Annotated in this window: 15 protein-coding genes; 3 read left to right on the top strand and 12 right to left on the bottom strand. The window is 69.9% G+C overall.

Translation table 11 applies throughout. The features are described from left to right. Positions 1–230: 230 nt before the first annotated feature. From tcuC to AC1DSC_RS29155, 4 genes are all read right to left on the bottom strand, one after another. A complete protein-coding gene (gene tcuC, locus AC1DSC_RS29170) occupies positions 231–1,595 on the bottom strand; it encodes an MFS transporter (protein ID WP_307596473.1) in 1,365 nt (454 codons plus the stop codon). Between the two features lie 105 nt (positions 1,596–1,700). Beyond that, a complete protein-coding gene (locus AC1DSC_RS29165; protein ID WP_196230430.1) occupies positions 1,701–2,393 on the bottom strand; it encodes a thioredoxin family protein in 693 nt (230 codons plus the stop codon). Positions 2,394–2,486: 93 nt separating this feature from the next. After that, positions 2,487–4,697 carry a protein-disulfide reductase DsbD family protein gene (locus AC1DSC_RS29160; RefSeq protein ID WP_436287250.1) on the bottom strand — a complete coding sequence of 737 codons (2,211 nt, stop codon included), beginning with the start codon at positions 4,695–4,697 and terminating at the stop codon, positions 2,487–2,489. Positions 4,698–4,748: 51 nt separating this feature from the next. Then, complete coding sequence (locus tag AC1DSC_RS29155; RefSeq protein ID WP_026283887.1) at positions 4,749–5,498, bottom strand: alanyl-tRNA editing protein; 750 nt, start codon at positions 5,496–5,498, stop codon at positions 4,749–4,751. A 159-nt stretch (positions 5,499–5,657) separates the two neighbouring features. On the opposite strand from AC1DSC_RS29155, the gene AC1DSC_RS29150 reads away from it, so the two are divergent. After that, complete coding sequence (locus AC1DSC_RS29150; protein ID WP_436287251.1) at positions 5,658–7,016, top strand: PQQ-dependent sugar dehydrogenase; 1,359 nt, start codon at positions 5,658–5,660, stop codon at positions 7,014–7,016. Positions 7,017–7,032: 16 nt separating this feature from the next. Here AC1DSC_RS29150 and AC1DSC_RS29145 read toward each other — a convergent pair whose 3' ends face one another. Then, positions 7,033–7,602 (bottom strand): GNAT family N-acetyltransferase, encoded by a 570-nt coding sequence (locus tag AC1DSC_RS29145; protein ID WP_436287252.1) that lies wholly within the window; start codon positions 7,600–7,602, stop codon positions 7,033–7,035. 14 nt (positions 7,603–7,616) lie between these two features. Beyond that, entirely contained in the window at positions 7,617–8,627 is a 1,011-nt protein-coding gene (locus tag AC1DSC_RS29140) for a zinc-binding alcohol dehydrogenase family protein (RefSeq protein ID WP_436287253.1), read from the bottom strand. Positions 8,628–8,717: 90 nt separating this feature from the next. On the opposite strand from AC1DSC_RS29140, the gene AC1DSC_RS29135 reads away from it, so the two are divergent. Then, positions 8,718–9,623 (top strand): LysR family transcriptional regulator, encoded by a 906-nt coding sequence (locus AC1DSC_RS29135; RefSeq protein ID WP_307596467.1) that lies wholly within the window; start codon positions 8,718–8,720, stop codon positions 9,621–9,623. Here the strand turns inward: AC1DSC_RS29135 and AC1DSC_RS29130 are convergent. Beyond that, the gene (locus AC1DSC_RS29130) at positions 9,620–10,417 is read right to left on the bottom strand and encodes an SDR family oxidoreductase (protein ID WP_278880881.1); all 798 of its coding nucleotides are present in this window, start codon (positions 10,415–10,417) and stop codon (positions 9,620–9,622) included. The genes AC1DSC_RS29135 and AC1DSC_RS29130 overlap by 4 nt on opposite strands. Positions 10,418–10,492: 75 nt before the next feature. Here AC1DSC_RS29130 and AC1DSC_RS29125 point away from each other — a divergent pair, with 75 nt between their 5' ends. Beyond that, complete coding sequence (locus AC1DSC_RS29125; protein WP_436287254.1) at positions 10,493–11,320, top strand: creatininase family protein; 828 nt, start codon at positions 10,493–10,495, stop codon at positions 11,318–11,320. 301 nt (positions 11,321–11,621) lie between these two features. Here AC1DSC_RS29125 and AC1DSC_RS29120 read toward each other — a convergent pair whose 3' ends face one another. Genes AC1DSC_RS29120 through AC1DSC_RS29100 form a run of 5 tightly spaced genes read right to left on the bottom strand, consistent with a single transcriptional unit; the run spans position 11,622 to position 15,528 of the window. Continuing rightward, on the bottom strand, positions 11,622–12,599 hold the full coding sequence (locus AC1DSC_RS29120) for a threonine dehydratase (RefSeq protein WP_436287255.1): 978 nt from the start codon (positions 12,597–12,599) through the stop codon (positions 11,622–11,624). Between the two features lie 16 nt (positions 12,600–12,615). Next, complete coding sequence (locus tag AC1DSC_RS29115; protein ID WP_012745892.1) at positions 12,616–13,248, bottom strand: LysE family translocator; 633 nt, start codon at positions 13,246–13,248, stop codon at positions 12,616–12,618. A gap of 1 nt (position 13,249) precedes the next feature. Next, on the bottom strand, positions 13,250–13,942 hold the full coding sequence (locus tag AC1DSC_RS29110; RefSeq protein ID WP_436287256.1) for a VOC family protein: 693 nt from the start codon (positions 13,940–13,942) through the stop codon (positions 13,250–13,252). A 12-nt stretch (positions 13,943–13,954) separates the two neighbouring features. Continuing rightward, on the bottom strand, positions 13,955–14,881 hold the full coding sequence (locus AC1DSC_RS29105) for a PhzF family phenazine biosynthesis protein (protein WP_478131989.1): 927 nt from the start codon (positions 14,879–14,881) through the stop codon (positions 13,955–13,957). 5 nt (positions 14,882–14,886) lie between these two features. Further along, a complete protein-coding gene (locus tag AC1DSC_RS29100) occupies positions 14,887–15,528 on the bottom strand; it encodes a glutathione S-transferase family protein (protein WP_018903771.1) in 642 nt (213 codons plus the stop codon). Positions 15,529–15,533: the final 5 nt, after the last annotated feature.

Genomic DNA, 15,533 nt, shown 5'->3' with positions numbered 1-15,533 from the left:
TGCAACAAGACCGTCGGTAGATGTGCAGTCTGTTCCTCGTTTCGTTGCGCCTCGATCCTCAATGCCTCGCAAGCGATACAGCTTGGTAGAAAAACCAACCCAAACCCGTGCTTGACTGCGCGAGAAGTCCCGGTACAAGGGGGAGGCCGCAGGCCGGAGGACATTCGCGGAGCAAGGTACCCCGTCGGCGGGAGCGCGCCCTGAACCGACAAGCGCGCAAGAACCAGAATTCAGACCACCGGCACCCGCACCGAATCCGCCGGGTCCACGTTGCGCCGATAGAGCACCAGCGTCGCCACCAGCCCGCAGGCGGCAGCGGCCGTCATCCACAGGCCCGGCGCGCCCTTGTCGCCGGTCATCTCGATCAGGCCGGTGGCAATGGCGGGCGTGAAGCCGCCGAACAGCGCCGTCGCGAGGCTGTAGGCCAGCGAGAAGCCGGCGGTGCGCACATTGACCGGCATCACCTCGGTGAGCGCCACCACCATCGCGCCGTTGTAGCTCGCGTAGAGAAACGACAGCCACAGCTCCACTTCGAGCATGCGCCCGAAGCTCGGCGCGCCGACCAGCCACTTGAGCGACGGGTACGCAGTGAGGATGGTCAGCACCGTGAAGAGAATCAGCAGCGGCTTGCGGCCCACGCGGTCGGACAGCGCGCCCATGACCGGCAGCCAGATGAAGTTGGAGATGGCCACGCACAGCGTGACGACCAGCGCGTCGGTCGTGCTCAGGTGCAGCACCGACTTGCCGAAGGTGGGCGTGTAGACCGTGATCAGGTAGAACGACACGGTGGTCATCGACACCAGCATCATCCCGGCCACGACGAGGCCCCAGTTGGCCACCATCGACTGGAAGATCTCGCGCGCGTCGGGCCGGTGCTTGCGCGCCATGAACTCCTCGGTCTCCTGCAGCGAGCGGCGGATGATGAACAGCACCGGCACGATCAGGCAGCCGACGAAGAACGGAATGCGCCAGTAGAAGTCGCCGATCTCCTGCGGGCTGAACGTCACGTTGAGCCAGTAGCCGAGCGCGGCCGCCACGATGATCGCCACCTGCTGGCTGGCCGACTGCCAGCTCACGTAGAAGCCCTTGCGTCCCGGCGTGGCCATCTCCGACAGGTAGACCGAGACGCCGCCCAGTTCCACGCCGGCCGAGAAGCCCTGCAGCAGCCGCCCGACCAGCACCAGGAGCGGCGCCGCGAAGCCGATGGTGGCGTAGCTCGGTACGCAGGCGATGAGCAGCGTGCCCACCGCCATCAGCGCGAGCGTGGCGATCAGGCCCTTGCGGCGGCCCACGCGGTCGACGTAGGCGCCCAGGAAGATCGCGCCCAGCGGCCGCATCAGGAAGCCCGCGCCGAAGGTCATGAAGGTCAGCATCAGCGAGGCGAATTCGTTGCCCGCCGGGAAGAAGGCCTTCGAGATCTGCGTGGCGTAGAAGCCGAACAGGAAGAAGTCGAACATCTCCATGAAATTGCCGCCCGTCACGCGCAGCACGGTGGCGAATTTCGAGGAGGAGGAAGCGCTGGAAGAAGCGGTGCCTGGCGCGGTGCGGGCGGCGGCCGCGGCCGATGGTTGCGCGGCGGATTGCGCAGGATTCATCTGGTTGTCCCCTTGGGCGATGTCGTTCGTCCGAGGGTAGGCCGGGGTTCCCGACCACCGCCTGACCGCGCGAGTCAGGTACCTGTCACTGCCTGTGGGGCGTCGTCAGCTCTTGTACTTCACCGAGCAGCCGTAGGGCCGCGTGGAGGCGGTCGAGATCGGCTTGCCGCCGAAGGCTTCGCCGAGCGCCCGGTTGACGTAGTTGGTCGCGCTCTTGATGTCGTCGGGCCGGGCCGAGGCGATGCTGTCGATGCCGCCGGCATACACCAGCATGCCCTTGGGATCGATGATGAAAATGTGCGGCGTGGTGCGCGCGCCGTAGGCCTGGCCGATCACGCCGTCCTCGTCCATCAGCACTGCGGTGGGCGCGGCCTTCTGCGACTTCATCCAGGCGTCGAGCGCGGCGGGCTGCAGGTAGTCGCTGGCCGCGCGCTCGGTGGAATTGACCGACAGCCAGACCACGCCCTGGGCCGTGGCGGCCTTCTGCGTGGCGGGCATGTTGCCGCTGTTGTAGTGCTTGCGCACGAAGGGGCAGCCCGGGTTGGTCCACTCGAGCACCACGAACTTGCCGGCAAAGTCGGACAGCTTGTGCTTGGCGCCGCTGGTGTCCACCGCAACGAAGTCGGGCGCCTGCTGGCCCACGGCGGGCGCGGCGAAGGCATTGTTGCCCATCAGGAAGGTGGCGCCCAGCGCCACGGCGGCCGCCACCACGGCGCGGCGCGAGGCGCGGCTGAGGGCCGCACGGGCATGGCGCGCGGCACGAATGGAACGCGAGTCGGACGATGGCGAAAGTGACATGGCCAGCTTGAACTCCAAAAGAAAAAACGAACAACGGCGACAGCTTAGAGCGCTTTGCTCATGTGCATGTGACAACCCATGTCACGCCGGGGGTCAAAGCGCGGCAAGCGCGGCGCGCACCTCGTCCTTGCCCAGGATCTCGGTCAGCACGACCGGCGCCTTGCCGGGCGCCTGCAGCACGTACAGCGGCACGCCGCTGCGGCCGAGCGCGGTCAGCGCGGCGGTGATGGCCGGGTCGCGGCGCGTCCAGTCGGCGCGCAGCATCGCGACCTTCTTGCTGTCGAAATCGGCCAGCACCTCGGCATCCGCCAGGGTGGCCTTCTTGTTGTACTGGCAGGTCACGCACCAGGCGGCCGTGAAGTCGATGAACACCGGCTGCCCGGCGCCCGTGAGCTCGGCCACGCGCTCGGCCGACCAGGGCTGCCAGCGCTGCCCCGCGGTGGCCGCCATCCTGGCCGGCTCCACCGTCTGCAGCACGTTGCGCCCGATGGCAGCGGCCAGCACCGCGGTGAATGCGACCATCAGCGTGGCAATCACCAGCCGCGTGCGGCCGCGCAGCGTCAGCGCCCAGACGATGGCGGCCATGCACACTAGCAGCGCGAGCAGGGTGCCCGCGCCATCGATGCCGCTTTGCTGGCCCAGCACCCAGACCAGCCAGGCCACGGTGGCGAACATCGGGAACGCCAGCAGCCGGCGCAGCGTGTTCATCCAGGGGCCGGGCTTGGGCAGCAGCAGCGCCACGGCCGGAATGAAGCCCGCCACCAGGTACGGCAGCGCCAGGCCCAGTCCCAGCGCGGCGAACAGCAGCAGCGCCTGGGTCGCCGGAAGCCCGATGGCAAAGCCGAGCGAGACGCCCATGAACGGCGCGGTGCAAGGCGAAGCGATCACCACCGCCAGCACGCCCGAAAGAAAGTCGTTGGCAATCGGATGCCGGGCCTGCGCCGAGCACAGCGACAGGGGCGCGGCGCGGCCGAATTCGAACAGGCCCGCGAGGTTGAGTCCGATCAGCGTGAACAGCGCCGCCAGCGCCGCCACCACGGCCGGCGATTGCAGCTGGAAGCCCCAGCCGAGCTGGGCGCCGGCCGCGCGCAGCCCCAGCATGGCGCCGCCCAGCGCGAGCACCGAGAGCATCACGCCGGCGGTGTAGGCCAGGCCCGCGGTGCGGTGCGCGCTGTGGTTCCCGGCCTGCCGCGCGAAGCCCAGCACCTTGATCGCCAGGATCGGGAAGACGCAGGGCATGAGGTTCAGCAGCAGTCCGCCGAGCAGCGCGCCGAGCAGCGCGGCCATCAGCGTGACCGTGGGTTGCGGCGGCAGATCCGAAGAAGGCGACGAAGGCGCGGCGGCCGCATTGGCGGCCAGGGCCGCCTGCAGCGCGGGCGAGACCTCCGCGCGCGGCGCCGCGGCCGGCCAACTGCCGCTGACGGGCGCCTCGGTGCGCCAGGCAACGGGCTGGCCCGGCTGCCGGTCGGCCTCGGCCAGCGCCACCACCAGTGGCAGGGTCGTCGGGCTGGCGCTGCGCTGGTCGGCCAGCGGGAGCGTGGCGGTCCAGGTGCCGCCTTGCCAGCTCTGGGTCCAGTCCTTGCCCGATTCGGCGGCGGTGCGGATCAGCTCGGGCGTTTCGGGGAAGAAGCCCAGGGTCTTGCCGCGGGCCGAGGCGGGCAGGCCTTCGAGGCGCACCTGCAGGTTGTTGCCGCTGACCTCGACCGCGCCCGGCTTGGCCAGCGGCTGCGGCTGCGCGGCCTGCGCCGCGTCGAACTCGGCCTTGTGCAGCGCGGTCGAGCCTTGCAGCGGCAGGGCCAGGGTGAATTCGCCTTCCTCGGGAATGCATTCCTTGCGGCACACCAGCCAGCTGGCCTTGAGCCGCACGTCGAGCGCCGATGCGCCGGCGCCCAGGGCCAGCGGCGGCTTGAAGTTGCTCGACACCTCGAGCGGCACCGGCAGCAGCACCGTGCCTTCGTAGCCGTAGTTGGCGAGGTTGCCGACCGGAATCTTGCGCGGCACCGGCCAGGCGATCTCGCCGGCCGCCACGCCGCTCGGCAGCGTCCAGTTCAGCTCGGTGGGAAGGCCCGAATCGCCGGCGTTCTTCCAGTAGGTGTGCCACTCGGGCTGGTGGGTGATCTGCAGACCGACCCAGACCGGTGCGCCCGGCGCAACGCCTTCGGGCGCATGCGCCACCAGTTCGGCGCGCACGTGGGGGGTGGTGACCACCGCTCCCGGCCTGGATGCCAATTGGGCCGCAGCCGGCATGCAGGCTGCGGCGGCTGCTACCAGAAACGTAGCGATGTTAAAGCGGGAAAAGATCATGCCGTCAGTCGGAGCAGGGGAGTGGTGCGAAGTTCCGAGGGTTGCGGCGGCTCAGGCGGCCCAGCCCAGCACCACGCGGCGGCTGTTGGCGCTCTTTTTCTCGATCTTGGTGACCATCACGGCGCCGATCTCGGCGGTGTTTGCAACATGCGTGCCGCCGCAGGGCTGGAAGTCGATCTGCGCCTCGCCCTCGCCGCCGATGCGGATGGTGCGCACCGTACCCGTGCCGCGCGGCGGCTGCACGCTCATGCTCTTGACCAGCGCCGGGTTGGCGTCGAGCTCCTCGTCGGTGATGGCACCCACGGTCAGCGGATGCGCGGCTTCCACCAGCCGCGCAAGGCCGGCCGTCAACGCTTCCTTGTCGAGCGGATCGGTCATGTGGAAGTCGATGCGCGCGTAGTCGGGCGTGATCGAGCAGCCGTTCACCGGTACCGGCACCAGGTGGCACAGCAGGTGGCTCGCGGTGTGGAAGCGCATCAGCCGGTGGCGGCGCTCCCAGTCGAGGCGGGCGGTCACGGCGGCGCCGGGCTCGAGCGCGGCGAGCAGTTCGGCCTGGCCGGGCGCGGGCACGTGGACGACTTCCTGCGTGGGCTGGCCTTCCTCGTTCTTTGCCTTGCGCGTGTCGGCAATGGCCAGTTCGCGCCCGTCGGCCAAGGCCAGTACACCGGTGTCGCCGGCCTGCCCGCCGCCCAGCGGATAGAACACCGTGCGGTCCAGCACGATGCCGGTATCGTCGATGCGCAGGATGCGGGCTTCGCAGGCGCGCAGGTAGGCGTCGGCGCGGAACAGGTCGTCGGTCATGCGGCCGATGGTAGCGGCGATGCGTGAATGGGGTGCGCCCACGCCAAAAAGCGCCCATGGCCGACAGTCCATGCCGGCGCCGTCCTCATCATTTGCCGAAGGAACGACGCTGAAAAAGGAAAAGGGCGGCCTCCGCGCCGCAGCAACCAAGGAGCGCGAATGAAGGTACCGAGCATCGCCATTTCCCCGCTGGCCTGGATGGCCGCCGTGGCTGCAGCGCTGGCGCTGGCCGGCTGCGGCGAAACCGCCAAGGTGGCGCCCGAGGCCACCATCGGGCCACGCCCGCAACTGGCCGAACCCAACAAGACGCTGATTCCCACCGTCAACGTGGCCGAGGCGGTCGGCTGGACCGACACCGCCGCCCCCAAGCCCGCCCCGGGCCTGCGCGTGAGCGCACTGGCGCGCGGGCTGGACCATCCGCGCTGGGTCTACACGCTGCCCAACGGCGACGTGCTGGTGGCCGAAAGCAACAAGCCGCCCAAGCCCGAAGGCAGCAGCGACGGCGGCAGCGGCCCGATGGTCAAGGTCCGCAACTGGGTCATGGGCAAGGTCATGGGCCGCGCCGGGGCCAACGCGCCCAGCGCCAACCGGATCACGCTGCTGCGCGATGCCGACGGAGACGGCGCGGCCGAGGTGCGCCAGGTGTTCCTGTCGAACCTGAGCTCGCCCTTCGGCATGGCGCTGGTGGGCAACGAGCTGTTCATCGCCAACGCGGACGCGCTCGTCAAGGTGCCCTACACCGAGGGCCAGACCTCGGCGAGCGCAACCCCCACGGTGGTCACGCCGCTGCCCGCGGGCATCAACCACCACTGGACCAAGAACGTGATTGCCAACGCCGAAGGCACCAAGCTCTACGTCACGGTCGGCTCCAACAGCAACATCGGCGAGAACGGGCTGGCCGCCGAAGAAGGCCGCGCCGCCATCTGGGAAGTGGACGTGAAGAGCGGCGAAAAGCGCCTGTTCGCAAGCGGCCTGCGCAACCCCAACGGCATGGCCTGGCACCCCGAGACCAAGGCGCTGTGGACCGTGGTCAACGAGCGCGACGAGATCGGCAGCGACCTGGTGCCCGACTACCTGAGCTCGGTGAAGGACGGCGCCTTCTACGGCTGGCCCTGGAGCTACTACGGCAGCAAGGTGGATGCGCGCGTCGCGCCGCAGAACCCCGAGATGGTGGCCAAGGCCATCGCGCCCGACTACGCGCTCGGCGCCCACGTCGCGGCGCTGGGCCTCGTCTTCTCGGACGGCCGCGGCATGCCGCCCCAGTTTGCAAGCGGCGCCTTCATCGGCGAGCACGGCTCCTGGAACCGCAAGCCCAAGTCGGGCTACAAGGTGGTGTTCGTGCCGTTCTCCGCGGGCAAGCCGAGCGGGCCGCCGGTCGACGTGCTGACCGGCTTCCTTTCGGCCGACGAGAAGGCGCATGGCCGGCCGGTGGGGGTGGCGCTCGACAAGAGCGGCGCGCTGCTGGTGGCCGACGACGTGGGCAACGTGGTCTGGCGCGTGTCGGCGCAGGCGAAGTAGTCGCGCGTGGCCTTGCTCATCCTTGCTTCGGCCGCGCGATGCGATAGAGCCTGTGCCGCCGCAGCGAATGCCCCTCGGGCACGGCCGGGTGGTCGAAGGCGCCATCCACGTCTTCGCGCATGCCCAGGCGCTCCATCACCGCCGCCGAGCGGTGGTTGCCGAGCGCGGTGAACGCCACGATCTCTTCGAATCCGAGCCGCTCGAAACCCACCTGCAGGGCGGCGCGCGCGGCCTCGGTCGCGAGCCTCTGGCCCCACCACTTTCGGGCGAAGCGCCAGCCGATCTCGACGCAGGGCGAAAAGGGCAGCGCGGCCAGCGGCACGTTGAGGCCCGTGAAGCCGGCGAACTCGCCCGATGCCTTGTGCTCCACGGCCCAGAGGCCCCAGCCCTGCTCGGCGATGCGGGCCCTGATGCGCGCGGCGAGTGCATCGCTCGCGGCCCGCGTGGGCACGGGCAGCAGGAACTCCATCACCAGCGGATCGGCCGCGAGCGCGGCAAAGGGCGCGAGATCGCGCTCCCGCCACTGGCGCAGCCGAAGGCGCGGGGTTTCGAATTCGATCGGGGGCTGGATGCTGTCTTCGGCCATGCGGCCGATTGTGCTCAGAACCCCGCGAGCACCACCTTGCCCTGCGCCTTGCCGCTCTCGATCAGCGCATGCGCCTTCCGGAGGTTGGCGGCGTTGATGGTGCCGAAGCTCGCATTGGCGGTGGTGCGGATGCGCCCCGCGTCGACCAGCGCGGCCACCTCGGCCAGCAGCGAGCCCTGCTCGGCGATGTCCGGCGTTTCGAAGCGCGAGCGCGCGAACATCATTTCCCAGTGCAGCGAGATGCACTTGGTCTTGAGCGGCATCGCGTCGAGCGACGGCAGGTCGTCGATCACCGCGAGCTGGCCCTGGGGCTTCAGGCTTTCGATGATCTGCGCGTAGTGCTGGCCGGTCTGCGTGAGGCTCGCGACCATGTCGACCTCGCCGATGCCCGCGGCCTTGAGCTCGGCCGCGAGCGGCTTCGAATGGTCGATGACCGCGTGGGCGCCGAGCGCGAGGCACCAGGCCCGCGTCTCGGCGCGCGAGGCCGTGGCCACCACGCGCAATTGCGTGAGCTGGCGCGCAAGCTGGATGAGGATCGAGCCCACGCCGCCGGCCCCGCCGGTGACCAGCAGCGTCTGGCCCGCACCGCCGTTCTTCGGCACCTTGAGGCGGTCGAACAGCAGTTCATAGGCGGTGATGGTGGTCAGCGGCAGCGCCGCGGCCTGTGCGTCGTCGAGGCTCGTGGGCGCCAGCGCCGCGATGCGCTCGTCCACCGCATGCAGTTCGGCGTTGGCGCCGGGCCGCACGATCGAGCCGGCGTAGTACACGCGGTCGCCGACCTTGAAGTTCTTCACCCCGGCGCCGACGGCCTCGACCGTGCCCGCGGCATCCCAGCCCAGCACCTTGGGCTGGCCGGCTTCGGGCGCCATGTTCTTGCGCACCTTGGTGTCGACAGGGTTGACCGAAATGGCCTTCACGCGCACCAGCAGGTCGCGCGGGCCGGCCACGGGGGCGGGCAGTTCGATGTCCTGCAGCGACTCGGGGTTGTCGATGGGCAGGGGCTGGTAGTAGCCGATGGCTTTCATGGTGGATGACCTTTCTTTCTTGAACGATGGCTCGACTGTAGGATGGCAACCAGAAATTGATAAGACTGCCTCAATGAGCAACACTTTCAAATGAAGATTGAAAATCTGTCGGACCTCCAGGTGCTGGTGCAGACCGCCCGCGGCGGCACGCTCACCGCCGCGGCCCATGCGCTCGGCATGACGCCGGCGGCGGCCAGCGCCACGCTCAAGCGGCTGGAAACGCAGCTCGGCGCCCGGCTGTTCGAGCGCTCGACCCGCGCCATGCGCCTGACTTCGCAGGGCCAGACGCTGCTCGACTACGCGGTGCGCGCCTTCGAACTGCTCGACGAAGGCGAGTCGCTGGTCACGGCCGAGCGTGGCGAGCTGGTCGGCACCTTGCGCGTGGCCGCTCCGTCGGACCTCACGCGCAGCACGCTGCTGCCCTGGTTCGACGAATTCCTTGAACGGCACCCGGGTGTGCAGCTGTCGCTGTCCGTCGGCGACCGGCTGCTCGACGTGACGCGCGACGAGGTCGACGTGGCGCTGCGCTACGGCGCGCTGGCCGATTCACGGCTGGTGGCACGGCCGTTCGCGCTGACCAATCCGCTGCTCACCGCATCTCCCGCCTACCTGCGCCGCCACCCCGCGCCGAAGACGCCGCAGGACCTGGTGCACCACAACTGCCTCACCTTCGACCGCGGCGGGCGCCGCCACCGCACCTGGCGCTTCGCGCAGAACGGCCAGTGGACCGAAGTGCGCGTGAAGGGCGACCGCAGCGTCGACGACGCCTCGCTCGCGCGCGAGTGGGCCGTCGCGGGCTTGGGCATCGTGCTGAAGTCGGCGCTCGACGTGCGCGAAGACCTCCGCAAGGGCGCGCTGGTGCGGCTGCTGCCCGAATGGGACACCGAGCCCTATCCGCTGCACGCCCTCTTGCCGAGCGGGCGCTTCGTGCCCGCGCGCGTAAGGGCATTGGTCGATTTCCTGGCGCTGAAGTTCGAGGCGCTGACGGCTGCTTAGATCATCGGCGTCACGGCGCCGTCCATCGCGACGATCGCGCCCGTCACATAGCTCGCCTTCGGCGAGGCCAGGAACACGACCGTGTTGGCAATCTCCTGCGGCGTGGCGATGCGCCCGAGCGGCAGCCGGGCCGTGGCGCGCTGCAGCGCCTCGTCGCTGCCGATGCCCTGCAGCTTCGCATCCGCCTTCATGCCTTCCTGCAGCCGCTCGGTCAGCGTGAGGCCGGGGTTCACCGCATTCACGCGCACGCCCTTGGCCGCATAGGCCGCGGCCATGCCGGCGCTCACCAGCATCAGCGCCGCGTTGGCCGCGCCGCCGGCCATGTGCACCGGGCTCGCGACCTTGCCGCCCTGTCCGATCACGTTGACGATCGCGCCGCGGCCGCGCCGGCCCATGCGCTTGACCACCGGATCGATCATGTGGATGTAGGTGAAGTACTTGGCGTCCATCGCGTCGTGCCAGGCAGTGGCATCCAGCTCGTCGGGCGGCGTGCGGCGCGCGGCGCCGGCCGAATTCACCAGCACGTCGACCGGTCCGAAGGCCAGCTCGGCCGCATCGAGCGCGGCCACGGCGCTGGCCGGGTCCTTGAGGTCGGCTGCATGCACCGAGACCCGGCCCTCGGCCTGCGCAAACGCCTCGGCCAGCGCCTTGCGGCCCCGCTCCAGGTTCTGCAAATCGCGCGACACGAGGCTCACGCGCGCGCCCTCCTGCAGGAAGCCGAGCGCGCAGGCCAGGCCGATGCCCTTGCTGCCGCCGGTGATGAGAACGTGCTGGTCCTGGAGCTGGAGATCCATCGGGTGTCCTTGTGTGTCGTCGAAGCGCGCAAGGCGCGGGTCGCGTGGATTGAAGCACCGCTCTAAGATCGGCGGATGAACGCATCCCCGGTATCCCTGCCCCGCTACTGGTCTCAACTGACGACGCGCGACTTTGCGGCGCTCGATGTGGCAGCCACGGTCGCGGTGCTGCCCCTCGGTGCCACCGAACAGCACGGGCCCCATCTGCCGCTGGGCGTGGACACGGTGCTGGCCGACGGCATCGTGGCCGCGTCGCTGCCGCTGCTGCCGGCCGCGCTGCCGGTGCTGTTTTTGCCGACGCAGCAGATCGGCCTGAGCCCCGAGCACGCGCGCTTTGCGGGCACGCTCACGCTGTCGGCCGAGACCCTGATCCGCATGTGGAAGGAGATCGGTGCCGGCGTGGCGCATGCCGGCGTGAAGAAGCTGGTGCTGTTCAACGCGCATGGCGGCCACGTGGGTGCGATGGACATCGTGGCGCGCGAACTGCGCGCGGCGCACGGCCTCATCGTCTACAGCGTGAGCTGGTTCAACCTGCCGCTGGGCGATGCGGGCGCGCAGTTCGATGCGGGCGAGCACCGCTTCGGCGTGCATGCGGGCGAGATCGAGACCTCGATGATGCTGGCCCTGGCGCCGCAGCAGGTGCGCATGGCCGAGGCGAAGAATTTCCGCTCCACCTCCGAGCAGCGCGCGGCCGACTACGCGATTCTCGGCAACGGCAAGAGCGCCAAGCTCGGCTGGGCCATGGAGGACTACAACGCACAGGGCGCAGCCGGCAACGCCGCCGCCGCAACGGCGCCGCGCGGGCAGGCTGTTGTCGATGCGGCTGCGCAGCAGCTCGCGCTGTTGCTGGCGGAGGTGTCTCGGCTGCCGCTGGACACGGCTCGTACGGGGCCGCTGCTTTAGCTTGTTGTTGCTGTTGTTCTTGGCGCCGTTGTTCAGGGCGCGCTCCCGCCGACGGGGTACCTTGCTCCGCGAATGTCCTCCGGCCTGCGGCCTCCCCCTTGATTTCGCTGCGCAAGGCACCCCATCRGCSTGATCGTTGTTCAGCGCGGTGGTTGATCRGCTGYGMACCSRSAGCGTGCCCTGGTGCACAGGGCATCGGGTGCTCCCCGCAGCGAAATCAAGGAGGAGCCGAAGGCGGGGGACATTCGCGGAGGGGAGTACCCGGTGGCCTGTGCACGCGCCCTGAACAAAGCGCGCTTGGTCACGCCAATGCGCCAGCGCCCCCCAGCACCCCCGCGAACATGCCCGAATCGACATTGCCGCCGCTCACGCAGATACCCACCGTCTTCCCGCGCCAGCGATCCTGCTGCTGGAGCGCGCCCGCCAGCGCCGCGGCGCCAGCACCTTCCGCCACGTTGTGCGTGTCGCTGAAGAGAATGCGCATGGCCTCGGCCACCTCGTCGTCGGTGACGGTGATCACGTCGTCGGCTTCGCGCAGGATCACCTCGAGCGATTCGGGCACCGGCGTGCGGCAGGCCATGCCGTCGGCCAGCCGCGTGCCGGCCGGCGACTCGACGGGCCGGCCTGCGCGGAACGAATCGCGGTACGCCGTGGCATGCGCCGACACCACGCCGATGAGCCGGGTCGACACGCCGCAGTGCGCCCGCGCGGCGGCCGCGGCTGCGAAGCCGGAGCCCAACCCGATCGGCACGAACAGCACATCGGGCGGCGCATCTTTGAGTGCGCTGAAGAATTCGACATACGCCGTCGACACGCCGCGCACCAGCTCGCGGTGGAACGAGGGCACGCGGTGCATGCCGCCTTGCTCGGCGAGCAGGGCCGCATGCTCCGCAGCCGCCTGGAAGTCGTCGCCATGCTCGACCAGCTGCACGCCCAGCGCGCGCATCGCGGCGTTCTTTTCGAGCGAGTTGCCATGCGGCACCACGATGGTGGCCGCGAGCCCGTGGCGCCGCGCCGCGAAGCCCACCGACTGGCCATGGTTGCCGCGCGTGGCGCTGATGGCATGGCGCACGCCGGGTTGCTCGCGCGCCAGCGTTTCGAAGTAGGTCAGCCCGCCGCGGATCTTGAAGGCGCCCGCCGGCGTGTGGTTCTCGTGCTTGGCCCACACCGTGCAGCCCAGGCGCTGTGCGAGCAGCGGCCATGCATATTGCGGCGTGGGCGGCATGGCCGCGCCGACGGTGCGCTGCGCGGATTCGATTTCTTCGCGGGTGAATCTCACGCGCGCTCCTTCTCTTTTACTTGCGTTCCGTCAGCGCCACGCGCACCGCCAGTGCCGCCAGCACGCTGCCCATGATGTAGCGCTGCGCGCGCAGCCAGCCGGCGCTTTGCGACAGCACCGCCGTGATGCTCGCGGCGCCGAGGATCACCGCGGTGTTGACCGCGGCGCTGCTCGCCATCTGCGCCATGCCCAGCTGCATGCTCTGCAGCAGCACCGAGCCGCGCTCCGGATGGATGAACTGCGGAAAGAACGAGAGATAGAACATCGCGACCTTCGGGTTCAGCAGGTTGGTGAGAAAGCCCATGCGAAACAGCTTGCCCGGCGGATCGGCCGGCAGCGCGCGCGCCTCGAAGGGCGCATTGCCGCCGGGCTTGACCGCCTGCCATGCGAGCCACAGCAGGTAGGCGGCGCCGGCAAGCCGGATGGCGTCGAACGCGACCGGCACGGCCAGCAGCAGCGCGGTGAGGCCGAGTGCGGCCGCGAACAGGTGCGCAAGAAAGGCCATCATCACGCCGCCGAGCGAGACCAGCCCGGCGCGCCGGCCCTGGATGAGCGTGCGCGACACGCAATAGATCATGTTCGGCCCCGGCGTGAGCGCCAGCAGCATCGAGGCGAGTGCGAACCAGGCGATTTCGGTCAAGCTCAGCATGTCAGAGTCCTTCGGATTGAAGCGTGACGGGGCCGCGGGGCGTGTCGAGCACGGCCACCAGGTTGGGCGCGCCGGCCTGCACCGCCATGCCGGCCATGCCGATGGCCGACAGCGCCGCAGAGAGGTCGGCCGCGCGCGGATGCGTGGCCTGCAGCGAGCGCATCGCAAGGCCCGAAGCCGGCATGGCGTCGGTGGGATGCACGGGGCCCCACTGGATCAGCGTGGGCAGCGCGCCGTAGAACAGGCGCTGGCCGTCATTGCGCACCGTGATCTGCCATTCGAGCCGGCCGGCGGGCGTGTCGCGCGAGGCTTCGAGCAGCTGGCCGCGGTCGATGTGGGCGTGCTCCTCGCGCGCCAGCGCCTGCAGCGCGGCGTGCGCGTCGGGCACGCGCGCGACGAAGTGCACCAGCCGCGGTCCGCGCCGCACGAGCCCGGCCTGCAGCACCGGGTCGTCGAGGTCGAACCAGCGGCGCGTGCCGGGGCGCGATGGCCGCTTGCCGGGCTCGATCGCGATGATTTCCAGGTAGGCCTGCGGGAACGCCTCGGCCGCGATGTTCAGCAGCCGGTTGTGCGTGCCCATCAGCGGATGCGAGCCGCCAGGGCCGGGCGTGACGCCCAGCGTGGCCTCGCACCACGCCACGCCCTCGGCCAGCGAGGCGGCGGCGATTACCAGGTGGTCGAGCTGCGCGCGCATGGTGCCTTGCCTTTACAGCGTGACCTGGCCGTCGACGCAGGTCACGGCATCGCCGCCGACCCACACCTTGCCGTCGGCGTCGCGCTCGATGTACACGCGCCCGGAACGGCCGAGGCACTGGCCCTGCGCGGCCACATAGCGCGCGGGCATGTGGCCGTCGGCAATCAGCCATTCGGCCAGGCTGGCGTTGAGGCTGCCGGTGACCGGGTCTTCCTCCACGCCGATGGGCGCGGCAAAGGCGCGCACCTCGAGGTCGATCTTCGGGCCTTCGCCTTCTTCGATTGCAGCGGACTTGCCGCCGAAGGCGCGCGCCTCGCGGTTCGAGCGGCCGATCAGCATCGACGAACCCTGCTCGGCAGGCATGCCCGCCACGCCGGCCTTCACACCCAGCTCCTTGAGCAGGCGGTGGTCGGGCACGAGCCGGAGCACGGTGTCCGCATCGCTGAGCAGCAGGCCGAACCACACCGGCCCGTTGTCGAGCACCTGCGCCGCAACCACCTGCTGCGCCTTCAGGCCCAGCGCACCCGCCACCTTGGCCAGCAGCGTGGGGCTCGGCGCGCTGCGCTTGAGCGGCGGGGCCGAGAAAGCCAGGCGCTCGCCTTCATGGCGCAGCGGCACCAGGCCGGCCGCGCACTGCTGCACGATCCGGCCCGCCGCCTTGGGCCTGCCGCCGGCCTGCAGCCAGGCGTGGCAGCTGCCGATGGTGGGATGGCCCGCAAAGGGCAGCTCGCCGCCGGGCGTGAAGATGCGCACGCGGTAGTCGGCCGTGGGCTCGGTCGGCGGCAGCAGGAAGGTGGTTTCCGAAAGATTGGTCCACTGCGCGAAGCGCTGCATCTCGGCGTCGCCCAGGCCGCTGCCGTCGAGCACCACGGCGAGCGGATTGCCGTGGTAGGGCGTGGCGGTGAAGACGTCGACTTGTTTGAACGGGCGGGGTTTCATGCTTTTCATTCGAGCGGGAGGTCGAGCACGCCGCGCGTGCCCGGCCGGGAGATCAGTTCGCCGTACCAGCGTTCGAGGTTCGGCCAGCTGGGGCGCTGGTATTCGGCCGGCGGCAGGCCGAACCAGCGGTGCGCCTCGCAGCCGATGGGGATGTCGGCCATGGTGAAGCGGTCGCCGGCCATGAAGGGCTGCCGCGAAAGATGCGCGTCGAGCATCGCGAACAGCGCCTCGCTCGCATGCACCGAGGCCGCGATCAGCGCGGGGTCGCGCTCGGCCGGCAGCGTGCGCACCCATTGCACGAAGGCGTCGCGGCTCGCGCGGTTGAGCGTGGTCTGCTGCCAGTCCATCCAGCGTTCGGCATCGAAGCGCGCGGGCAGCTCGCTCGGATAGAACTTGCCGTGCGAATGCCTGGCGCAGAGGTAGCGCACGATCACGTTCGATTCCCAGAGCGTGACGCGATCGCTGCCTTCGCCGTCGTCGATGGTGGGCACCATCGCGTTCGGGTTGAGTGCCAGGTACTCGGGCGTCTGCACCACGCCGAACCGGCCGCCGGCCTCGGTGCGTTGAAAGTCGAGCCCGAGTTCCTGCGCGCACCAGACGACCTTGCGCACGTTGATCGAACTGATGCGGCCCCAGATATTGAGCATGGTGT

It is taken from the genome of Variovorax sp. 01N425 (genome assembly GCF_056399465.1).
Note: the sequence above shows the minus strand (reverse complement) of the source record. Positions and strands in the feature narration are given on the sequence as shown.